Annotated in this window: 7 protein-coding genes; all 7 read left to right on the top strand. The window is 63.0% G+C overall.

Annotated features, from left to right (window positions below; all coding sequences use genetic code 11):
• The first annotated feature begins 4 nt into the window (after positions 1-4).
• The 7 genes from BGI51_RS22485 to arnA all read left to right on the top strand — a co-directional run bounded on the left by BGI51_RS22485 (position 5) and on the right by arnA (position 10,507).
• Positions 5-1,420, top strand: coding sequence for a Y-family DNA polymerase (locus BGI51_RS22485; protein ID WP_187979819.1), 1,416 nt, complete (start codon positions 5-7; stop codon positions 1,418-1,420).
• Entirely contained in the window at positions 1,417-4,491 is a 3,075-nt protein-coding gene (locus BGI51_RS22490) for an error-prone DNA polymerase (protein WP_187979820.1), read from the top strand. Before BGI51_RS22485 ends, BGI51_RS22490 begins: the two co-directional genes overlap by 4 nt.
• A 460-nt stretch (positions 4,492-4,951) precedes the next feature.
• A complete protein-coding gene (locus BGI51_RS22495) occupies positions 4,952-5,137 on the top strand; it encodes a DUF3606 domain-containing protein (protein WP_187979821.1) in 186 nt (61 codons plus the stop codon).
• Between the two features lie 151 nt (positions 5,138-5,288).
• Complete coding sequence (locus tag BGI51_RS22500; protein WP_187981388.1) at positions 5,289-6,038, top strand: COG4705 family protein; 750 nt, start codon at positions 5,289-5,291, stop codon at positions 6,036-6,038.
• 237 nt (positions 6,039-6,275) lie between these two features.
• Positions 6,276-7,463 carry a UDP-4-amino-4-deoxy-L-arabinose aminotransferase gene (gene arnB / locus BGI51_RS22505; protein ID WP_187979822.1) on the top strand — a complete coding sequence of 396 codons (1,188 nt, stop codon included), beginning with the start codon at positions 6,276-6,278 and terminating at the stop codon, positions 7,461-7,463.
• Positions 7,464-7,524: 61 nt separating this feature from the next.
• Positions 7,525-8,514 carry an undecaprenyl-phosphate 4-deoxy-4-formamido-L-arabinose transferase gene (arnC, locus tag BGI51_RS22510; protein WP_187979823.1) on the top strand — a complete coding sequence of 330 codons (990 nt, stop codon included), beginning with the start codon at positions 7,525-7,527 and terminating at the stop codon, positions 8,512-8,514.
• Between the two features lie 13 nt (positions 8,515-8,527).
• Positions 8,528-10,507 carry a bifunctional UDP-4-amino-4-deoxy-L-arabinose formyltransferase/UDP-glucuronic acid oxidase ArnA gene (gene arnA, locus BGI51_RS22515; RefSeq protein WP_437179422.1) on the top strand — a complete coding sequence of 660 codons (1,980 nt, stop codon included), beginning with the start codon at positions 8,528-8,530 and terminating at the stop codon, positions 10,505-10,507.
• Positions 10,508-10,509: the final 2 nt, after the last annotated feature.

The following is a 10,509-nucleotide window of genomic DNA, read 5'->3' on the forward strand; positions in this document are numbered from 1 at the left end:
CGCCATGAAATGGGCCTGCATTTTTTTCCCGCAGTTCGCGTTGGACGGTGTGCTGCGAAACTGTCCTGACCCGGACGAACCCCTGGTACTGCTGCACGGGCCTATACAGCGCCGGATCATCAAGGCGGCGAACCCGGCGGCTTTGGCGCTCGGGCTCCGGCCTGAAATGACCTATGCCGCCGCCCAGGCGATCTGCCCGCAGTTTGCGACGGTGGAGTACGACGAGGCGGCGCTGAGGCGCCAGCACGAGCTGCTAGCGGCTTGGGCGTACGGGTTCAGTTCCCAGGTGAGCCTGCACTTCGCCGACGCGCTGGTGCTCGAGATTCACTCGAGCCTGCCTCTCTTCGGCCCATGGCCAAGGTTCGAAGCGCGCCTGCGCCAGGAGCTCACGGCGCTCGGGTTCGGCCACCGGATCACCCTGGCGCCCAACCCGGTCGCCGCCCGGGTGTTGGCCAACGCCGGCGACAGCCTCAACGTGCGTGACGATGCCGGCCTGGCCAGCGCGATGCGGACGTTGCCGGTGGCGCTGCTTGGCTTCGAGCCTGAAATAGTCCAAGCCCTGGGCCGCATGGGACTGCGCCAGCTGAGCCAGGTGCTGGCTTTGCCCCGGGCCCAGCTCGCCCGGCGTTTCCCCCAGAGTCTGCTCAACCACCTCGATCAGATGCTGGGCAGCAAGATTCTGCCTCTAGAGTTTTTCCTGCCCCCGACTACCTTCAGGCTGCGGATCGAGCTCAACTTCGAAGTCGAGTCAACGCAGGCGCTGCTGTTCCCGCTGCGTCGCCTGACTTCGGACCTGTCCACTTACCTCGCCAGCCGGGACATGGGCGCCCAGCGCTTCACCCTGCGCCTTGAGCATCGCGAGGCGCCGACGACTGAAGTGGTGGTGGGGCTGCTCGCTCCTGAGCGGGACCCGGCGCTGCTGTTCGAATTTGCCCGCGGCCGCCTGGAGCCCACCCAAGTGGTTGAGCCGGTGCTCGCCATCGGCTTGGTTGCCGACGAGCTGCCCTCCTTCGTCCCTCAGCACAGCGGCCTTTTCGATGAACGTCCGCAACAGACGGTAAGTTGGGAACAGCTGCGCGAGCGGCTTCGCTCTCGCCTGGGCGATGACGCGGTCTATGCGATCGGCGCCCAGGGCGATCACCGGCCTGAGCGGGCCTGGCGGCGTGACACGCCCTCACTGGCACTCCAGGCACTGGGACCGAATCGGCGGCCTGGCTGGCTGCTGCCGGCGCCGGAGCCTCTGGATGTCGATCAGTCACGGGTCCTGAGCGGGCCGGAGCGTATCGAGAGCGGCTGGTGGGATGGTCAAGACGCCCGCCGGGACTACTACGTGTTGGAACTCGCCGACGGGCGTACGGCCTGGGCCTTCCAGTCGCCAGCGGAAGGGACGGGCTGGTGGGTGCAGGGGTGGTTCGCGTGACACCCGGCTATGCGGAGCTGCACTGCCTGTCGAACTTCAGCTTCCAGCGCGGTGCCTCCAGCGTCGATCAGTTGTTCGAGCGGGCCAAGGCCATGGGCTATGAGGCGCTGGCCATCACCGACGAGTGCACGCTCGCCGGCATCGTGCGGGCCTGGCAGGCGTCGGAGAAGCACGACGTCCGCTTGATCGTCGGCGCGGAGTTTCAGGTCGCCCAGGGCCCCAAGCTGGTGCTGCTGGTGCAAGACCTGCAGGGCTACCAGCAGCTGTGCCGGCTGATCACCCTCGCCCGCCGGCGCGCGGAAAAGGGCAGCTATCGGCTGCTGCGCGAGGACCTCAGCCAAGTCGCTGGCCTTGTCGCGCTCTGGGTACCGGATCGGGGCGCTGAGGCAGAGTCCGTGCGCTGGTTGCTGGAGGTATTCCCGGACCGGTTATGGATCGCGGCGGAGCTCCACTTCGATCAGGACGACCAAGTGCGGCTGCAGCAGCTCCAGGAGCTGGGGGCGACCTTGGGCGTATCGCTGGTGGCCGCCGGCGACGTGCACATGCACTGCCGCGGGCGACGGGCCCTGCAGGACACCATCACCGCGATCCGCCATCACGTCCTGGTGGCGGAAGCTGGCCAGTTACTCTTCCCGAACGGAGAGCGTCATCTGCGCACCCGCGAGGCCTTGGCGAGGTGCTATCCGCCCGAGCTGCTGGCGGAGACCCTGCACGTCGCTGAGCGCTGTATCTTCAGCCTGGCCGAGCTGCGCTACCAGTACCCAAGCGAGGTGGTGCCGGAGGGTCACACCGCCACCAGCTGGCTGCGTGTACTCACTGAAGAGGGCTGCGCCTGGCGCTGGCCCGAGGGCCTATCGGATCGACTGCGCGCCCAGATCGAAAAGGAGCTGCAGCTGATCGCCGACAAGGCCTATGAAAGTTATTTCCTGACCGTGCACGACATCGTCCGCTTCGCACGGCAGCAGGGGATCCTCTGCCAGGGGCGCGGCTCGGCCGCGAACTCAGCCGTCTGTTTCGCGCTGGGCATCACCGAGCTGGATCCGACCCGGATCAACCTGTTGTTCGAGCGCTTCATCAGCCACGAGCGCGATGAGCCGCCGGACATCGACGTCGACTTCGAGCATGACCGCCGGGAAGAGGTCATCCAGTACATCTTCCGCCGCTACGGCCGGCAGCGTGCTGCGCTCACCGCGGTGGTATCAACCTATCACGCTGCAGGCGCTGTGCGGGACGTAGCCAAGGCCCTGGGTCTGCCTCCAGACCAAATCACGGCGCTGGCGGACTGCTGCGGCCGTTGGACGGACAACCTACCGCCGCCGGAGCGCCTGCGCGAATCCGGCTTCGATCCTGATAGCCCCCTTATTCACCGGATCCTTGTGCTCACCAGTGAGCTGATCGGCTTCCCGCGGCACCTCTCCCAACACCCGGGCGGATTCGTCATCGCCGACCAGACGCTGGATACCCTAGTGCCGGTCGAGAACGCGGCCATGGAAGGTAGGACGGTCATCCAATGGGACAAGGACGACCTCGATGCGATGGGCCTGCTCAAGGTCGACATCCTCGCCATGGGCATGCTCAGCGCCCTGCGCCGGTGCTTTGACCTGGTGAAGGGCTACCGGGGTGAGGAGTTGACCCTGGCTACCGTCCCCCAGGAGGACAAGCCGACATACGCCATGATCAGCCGCGCCGATACCCTCGGCGTCTTCCAGATCGAGTCACGCGCCCAGATGGCCATGCTGCCGCGGCTGAAGCCGCAGACCTTTTACGACCTGGTGATCGAGGTGGCCATCGTCCGGCCGGGCCCCATCCAGGGAGGGATGGTTCACCCGTACTTACGCCGGCGGACGGGCCAGGAAGAGATCAGCTACCCGCCGGCGCTAGAGCGCGTTTTCGGCCGGACCCTGGGTGTGCCGCTGTTCCAGGAGCAGGTGATGGAGCTCGCTATCCTCGCTGCCGACTACACCCCGGGCGAAGCCGATCAGTTGCGCCGCAGTATGGCGGCGTGGAAGCGCCATGGGGGCCTGGAGCCGCATCGAGAGCGGCTCACCACACGCATGCTCGCCAATGGCTACACCGCGGAGTACGCCGCAGACATCTTTCGGCAGATCGAGGGGTTCGGCAGCTACGGCTTTCCCGAATCGCACGCGGCCAGCTTCGCCCTGCTGACCTACGCCAGTTGCTGGCTCAAATGCCATGAGCCGGCGGCCTTTGCTGCCGCGCTGATCAATTCATACCCGATGGGCTTTTACAGCCCAGACCAGATCCTGCAGGACGCCCGGCGCCATCGGTTGCAGACTCTACCGGTGGACGTGACCTACAGCGATTGGGATTGCAGCCTTGAGCCCGTCGCCGATAGCTCGCAGCCGGCCATCCGAATGGGGTTGCGTATGGTGCGAGGCCTCGCTGAGAAAGCCGGGCGCGCGGTCGAGCAAGCCCGTAAGCAGCAACCGTTTCGTGATGTCACCGATTTGTGTCTACGTGCCGGTCTTGATGCCAAAGCACGAGAGCACCTCGCCGATGCAGGAGCGCTTAAGTGGTTGGCTGGTCATCGCTTCCAAGCTCGATGGGCAATGGCCGCAATCGAGCCACAGCTGCCGCTTTTCTCTGAGGGCGCAGTCGTTGTAGAGGAGATCCAGGAACTGGTCGCTCCCACCACGGGCGAAGACCTCCATTCCGACTATGCCTCGTTGGGTACTACCCTTGGCCCCCACCCTCTTACCCTGCTCCGCCCCGAGCTCATGGCTCAGCGCCTTATGAGCTCTCGTGACCTCAAGGAGCGGCGCCACGGCCAGCCGGCCCGGATCGCCGGACTGGTCGTCGGTCGGCAACGCCCAGGCACTGCCAGCGGCGTGACCTTCGTGACGCTGGAAGATGAGTTCGGGATGGTCAATGTGGTGGTCTGGCGAACCCTGGCGGAGCGTCAGCGACGTGAGCTGGTAGCGTCTCTGCTGATGCGTGTGGATGGCACCATCGAGACGCGAGACGGTGTACTACATGTGGTGGCAGGTCGGCTGAAGGATATAAGCGAGCTTTTGCAGGGACTCGATACGCGCAGTCGCGATTTCCAATAGCAGGTGGTGTGAACAGCCGAACTACGGCAACGCGCTATTTACAAGCGATACTGGTACCTATGCCTATGGTGATGAAATACGTCACTTTCGATTTGCAGGCATCAGATACCCGATTTGTTACAACACGTTTCGAAATTTTGAGTTGAACGACGTGACTGCATACCTTCACCCTTGGAGGTATGCAGTCCATCGCAACCTACTCGTTCCGCGAGATATTCCTCTAACTAGGGCTTTTCCAGATAGGCCCATGACCGGGAGTATGGGGTTCTCACATATGGATAAAGATTGATAGATTATGATAATCATTATCAAAAATGAGATACATAATATCCGTCGCACGCGATCGTCTACTCTATGGCAGCACGATTAGGGATTTCGTTTTCAGAATTTGAGCAGCAATCGATAAAACTAAATACCTTGAAAAATATATTATTTCTCCACCAGCTTCAGGATAAGACGAGTGAAAGACAAAGATGTGACCTACGACAAAGAAAAAGACTGCTTATTGATCAATGTAAATGAAAGCTCCGAACTATTATACTGGTCAAAAAGTCTAGGCGTATCTACAGACGTACTTAAAACCATCGTTCGGGACGTGGGCCCAAGAGTGGACAAGGTGAAGGCAAAACTTGGAAAAAAGCGCTGACCTCCCAACTATTCTTAGCTGCGCCATCCTGAAAAAACCCTTCCATAAGCTTTTTTTGATGAAGGCATGACCATTTTTTGACAATTCAAGCGAGATGATGCGCGCCTCGCCGTTCACCCCGTCCGGCACTTCCTCCAAGCGTATCCTCTCGATGAACAAGCTTCCTCAAATCACCTTGGCCTTTTGGGTCATGAAGATCTGTGCAACAACATTGGGTGAGACGGCCGGCGACCTCGTCTCAATGACGTTGAACGTTGGCTATGCTCTGAGCTCGGTCATCCTCATCAGCTTTTTCATCGCGACCCTGCTGGGTCAGCTCTCGGTGCGCCGGTACCACCCACCGCTCTACTGGACGGTTATCCTGGCTACCAGTGTCGCAGGCACCACGATGTCTGACTTCATGGATCGCACCCTGGGTCTGGGCTACGCGACCGGCTCGGCCATCTTGATCGCGATCCTCGCCAGTATCTTTCTCATCTGGTACCTAAGCGAAAAAAGCCTTTCGGTAAGCAACATCACCAGTCGTAGAGCAGAGCTCTTCTATTGGTTCGCGATTTTGTTCTCAAACACCCTGGGTACAGCCCTTGGTGACTATCTGGCTGATGATTCGGGCCTGGGCTTTGTTGGTGGTGCACTACTTATCGGCAGCCTAATCGCATTGATGGCGATACTTCATTACGCAACTAAGATTTCGTCAGTTCTTATCTTCTGGATTGCATTCGTACTCACGCGCCCTTTCGGCGCCACGTTGGGCGACGTACTTACCAAGCCCCACGATCATGGCGGCCTCGATTTCGGCACGGTAGGCTCATCGCTGGTATTGCTGTCAATTCTACTGGCGCTGGTTACCTATGCGTCACTGAACAATCGGCGCGCGATATCTCGAGGCGAGCCAACTTAGTTCTGCTGTAAAAGTGCGAGCAGTCGCAGGCAGAACCATAGGGACGCTTTGTTTACATTCCGTAGACGTTGAATAAGGTTATCGAAATGCATTCGCTCCAGAGAGGGCTTTCATGGCTATTTGCCGTCATTTAGCGCTTTAGAGCGGATCGAAACAGTACCTCTAGCCATCCCATGAGGCGCTTCGCCGAACACGGGCTACGCTAACCAAGTGAACTTCGCTACTGGATGCAGTGTTATGACAGATGCGCTTCAAGCCTCAGGAAACATCAACGTCGATCTGACTTTCCTACCCTTCTCCCGTCCCAGCATCGGCGCCGAGGAAGTGGCCGCGGTGAGCCAGGTGCTGACCTCGGGCTGGATCACCACCGGGCCCCAGGCCAACCTGCTGGAAGAGCGCTTCGCCGATTCGGTGGGCGCCGCCCACGCCGTGGCCCTGTGCTCGGCCACCGCGGCCATGCACGTGACCCTGCTGGCGCTGGACATTGGCCCGGGCGACGAGGTGATCACCCCCTCGCTGACCTGGGTCTCCACCGCCAACATGATCACCCTGATCGGCGCCACCCCGGTGTTCGTCGACGTCGACCGCGACACCCTGATGGTCTCCGCCGAGCAGGTGGCCGCCGCCATCACCCCGCGCACCAAGGCCATCGTGCCGGTGCACTACGCCGGCGCCAGCTGTGACCTGACCCCGCTGCGCGCCCTGGCCCGCGAGCATGGCGTGGCCTTGATCGAGGACGCCGCCCACGCCGCCGGCACCCGCTACCAAGGCGAGTCCATCGGCCAGCGCGGCACCGCCATCTTCAGCTTTCACGCCATCAAGAACCTGACCTGCGCCGAAGGCGGCATGCTGGTGACCGACGACGCCACCCTGGCCGAGCGGGTGCGCCGCTTGAAATTCCACGGCCTGGCGGTGGATGCCTTTGACCGTCACGCCCTGGGCCGCAAGCCCCAGGCCCAGGTGCAGGAGCCCGGCTTCAAGTACAACCTCTCGGACATCCACGCCGCCCTGGCACTGGTACAGCTGGATCGCCTGGGCGACATCAACAGCCGCCGCCGGCTGCTGGCCCAGGCCTACACCCAGCGCCTGGCCCATCTGCCAGTCGTCCCCTTGGCACTGCCTGACTACGACCAGACCCACGCCTGGCATCTCTACATCCTGCGCATCTGCCCCGAGCGGTGTGGCCTGGATCGCGAAGCCTTCATGGCCGGCCTCAAGGCCCGCGGCATCGGCACCGGCATCCACTTCACCGCCACCCACCTGCATCCCTGGTACCGCGAGCGCTGGCCGGCGCTGGCGCTGCCCAACAGCGAATGGAATTCGTCACGGCTGTGCTCGATTCCCCTCTTTCCGGACATGACGATGGATGACATCGAGCGTGTGGTCGCCGTCATCGAAGACGTACTCGCCCACGGCGCCGCCTAATTATCGTCTCGGCATTTCCTAGCCCATTAAGGCATTACTCAGAACCTGTCGGAGAAGGCGTATGAAGCCCTATGCCATCGATAAGCTGTCCGTGGTGATTCCCGTCTATAACGAAGAAGCCAGCCTGCCGGAACTGCTGCGCCGCACCCGCGCCGCCTGCCGCCTGCTGGATTGCCAGGTGGAGATCATCCTGGTCGACGACGGCAGCCGCGACCGCAGCGCCGAACTGCTGCAGCAGGCCGCCAGCGAGCCGGACAGCCCGGTCGTGGCGGTGCTGCTCAATCGCAACTATGGCCAGCACTCGGCGATCCTCGCCGGCTTCGAGCAGGCCCGTGGCGATCTGATCATCACCCTGGACGCCGACCTGCAGAATCCGCCGGAAGAGATCCCGCGCCTGGTGCACACCGCCGCCCAGGGCTACGACGTGGTCGGCACCGTGCGCCAGCAGCGCCAGGATTCCTACCTGCGCACCCTGCCGTCGCGGCTGATCAATCGCGCCGTGCAGCGCTCCACCGGCGTCGCCATGCGCGACTACGGCTGCATGCTGCGCGCCTATCGCCGCCAGGTGGTGCAGTCGATGCTGGCCTGCCACGAGCGCAGCACCTTCATCCCGATCCTGGCCAACAGCTTCGCCCGCCACACCACCGAGATTGAGGTAGCCCACGCCGAGCGCGAACACGGGGATTCCAAGTACGGCTTCCTCAAGCTCATCCACCTGATGTTTGACCTGCTGACCTGCATGACCACCACCCCGCTGCGCATGCTCAGCCTGTTCGGCGGTGGCCTGGCCATCTTCGGTTTCCTCTTCGCCGCACTGCTGCTGTTCCTTCGCCTCACCCATGGCGCTGATTGGGCAGCCGATGGCGTGTTCTCGCTGTTCGCCGTGCTGTTCATTTTCACCGGCGCCCAATTCCTCGGCCTCGGTCTGCTCGGTGAGTACCTTGGCCGGGTTTACAACGATGTCCGTGCGCGACCGCGATTCCACATCGAGCAAATCATAAGTGCGCCTGGCAGCTCCCCCTCGCCAGCACCGCTTCGCCAAGTCCAGTAATAGGAAAGCCCTGATGAAAACCGCCATCGTCTTCGCCTACCACGACATCGGCTGCGCCGGCCTCGCCGCGCTGATCCAGGCCGGCTATCCCATCGCCGCCGTCTTCACCCACCCGGATGACCCGAGCGAGAACCGCTTCTTTGGTTCGGTGGCCCAGCTCTGCGCCCGCCACGGCATCCCGGTACACGCCCCGGAAGACGTCAACCACCCGATCTGGGTCGAGCGCATCCGCGCCCTGGAGCCGGATTTCATCTTCTCCTTCTACTACCGCAACCTGCTGTCCAACGACGTCCTGGCCTGCGCCAAGCGCGGCGCCTACAACCTGCACGGCTCGCTGCTGCCGCGCTATCGCGGTCGCGCCCCGGCCAACTGGGTGCTGGTCAACGGCGAGACCGAGACCGGCGTGACCCTGCACCGCATGATCAAACGTGCCGATGCCGGCCCGATCGTGGCCCAAAAGCCTGTTGCGATTGCGCCTGACGACACCGCACTCACACTTCACGCCAAGCTAAGGGAAACGAGCCAGGCGCTGCTCAATGAAGTGCTCCCTGCCCTCGCGTCCGGGACGGTGCCAGAACGCGAGCAGGATGAAAGCCAGGCCACCACCTTTGGCCGCCGCAGCGCCGCCGATGGCGAGCTGGAGTGGAGCCGTCCGGCCGTGGAACTGAATAACCTGGTGCGCGCCGTGACCCAACCCTATCCGGGCGCCTTCGGCTGGATCGGTGATCGCAAGCTGATCGTCTGGAGCGCCCAGGCGCGCCAGGAAGCCCATGACCAGGCCCCCGGCAGCGTGCTGAGCCTGGAGCCGCTGCGCATCGCCTGTGGCGAAGGCGTCCTGGAAATCCAGGCCGGCCAGCTGGGCGACAACGGCCTCTATCTGTCCGGTCCGCAACTGGCCCGCGAAGCCGGCCTGGTGGCCGGTGCCCGCCTGCACCGCCAGGATCGCCGCGCCAAGCGCCGCACCCGGGTGCTGATCCTCGGCGTCAACGGCTTCATCGGCAACCACCTCTCCGAACGCCTGCTGGCCGACGGCGAGTACGAGGTCTATGGCCTGGACATTGGCTCCGACGCCATCGAGCGGCTCAAGGCCGATCCGAATTTCCACTATGTGGAAGGCGACATCTCCATCCACACCGAGTGGCTGGAATACCACATCAAGAAGTGCGACGTGGTGCTGCCGCTGGTGGCCATCGCCACCCCCATCGAATACACCCGCAATCCGCTGCGCGTGTTCGAACTGGACTTCGAGGAAAACCTCAAGATCGTTCGCCACTGCGTGAAGTACGGAAAGCGCGTGATCTTCCCGTCCACCTCCGAGGTGTACGGCATGTGCCAGGACGAGCGCTTCGACGAAGACCGCTCCAACCTGGTGGTCGGCCCGATCAACAAGCAGCGCTGGATCTACTCGGTCTCCAAGCAGCTGCTCGACCGGGTCATCTGGGCCTACGGCGCCAAGGGCCTGAAATTCACCCTGTTCCGCCCGTTCAACTGGATGGGTCCGCGTCTGGATCGTCTGGACTCGGCGCGCATCGGCAGCTCCCGCGCCATCACCCAGCTGATCCTCAACCTGGTGGAAGGCACCCCGATCAAGCTGGTCGACGGCGGCGCCCAGAAACGCTGCTTCACCGACGTCGACGATGGCATCGAGGCGCTGTTCCGCATCATCGAGAACCAGGGCGGTCGCTGCGACGGCCAGATCATCAACATCGGCAATCCGGACAACGAAGCGAGCATCCGCGAGCTGGCCGAAGAGCTGCTGGCCCAGTTCGAGGCCCATCCGCTGCGCCATGAATTCCCGCCCTTCGCCGGCTTCCGCGAGGTGGAGAGCAAGAGCTTCTATGGCGACGGCTACCAGGACGTGGCCCACCGCAAGCCCAGCGTGGAGAACGCCCGCCGCCTGATCGACTGGCAGCCGAGCACCGCCATGGCCGCCACCGTCGGCAAGACGCTGGACTTCTTCCTGCGCGAAGCCATGGCGCAGCGGGAGGCCTGATG

This window comes from Pseudomonas oryzihabitans (assembly GCF_014522265.1).
Classification (GTDB): Bacteria; Pseudomonadota; Gammaproteobacteria; order Pseudomonadales; family Pseudomonadaceae; genus Chryseomonas; species Chryseomonas aestiva.

What these genes read in the sequence shown, in the direction of transcription:
- arnC (WP_187979823.1), top strand. Translation starts at nt 7,525, where the DNA reads ATGAAGCCCTATGCCATCGATAAGCTGTCCGTGGTGATTCCCGTCTAT.
- arnB (WP_187979822.1), top strand. Translation starts at nt 6,276, where the DNA reads ATGACAGATGCGCTTCAAGCCTCAGGAAACATCAACGTCGATCTGACT.
- BGI51_RS22500 (WP_187981388.1), top strand. Translation starts at nt 5,289, where the DNA reads ATGAACAAGCTTCCTCAAATCACCTTGGCCTTTTGGGTCATGAAGATC.
- arnA (WP_437179422.1), top strand. Translation starts at nt 8,528, where the DNA reads ATGAAAACCGCCATCGTCTTCGCCTACCACGACATCGGCTGCGCCGGC.
- BGI51_RS22485 (WP_187979819.1), top strand. Translation starts at nt 5, where the DNA reads ATGAAATGGGCCTGCATTTTTTTCCCGCAGTTCGCGTTGGACGGTGTG.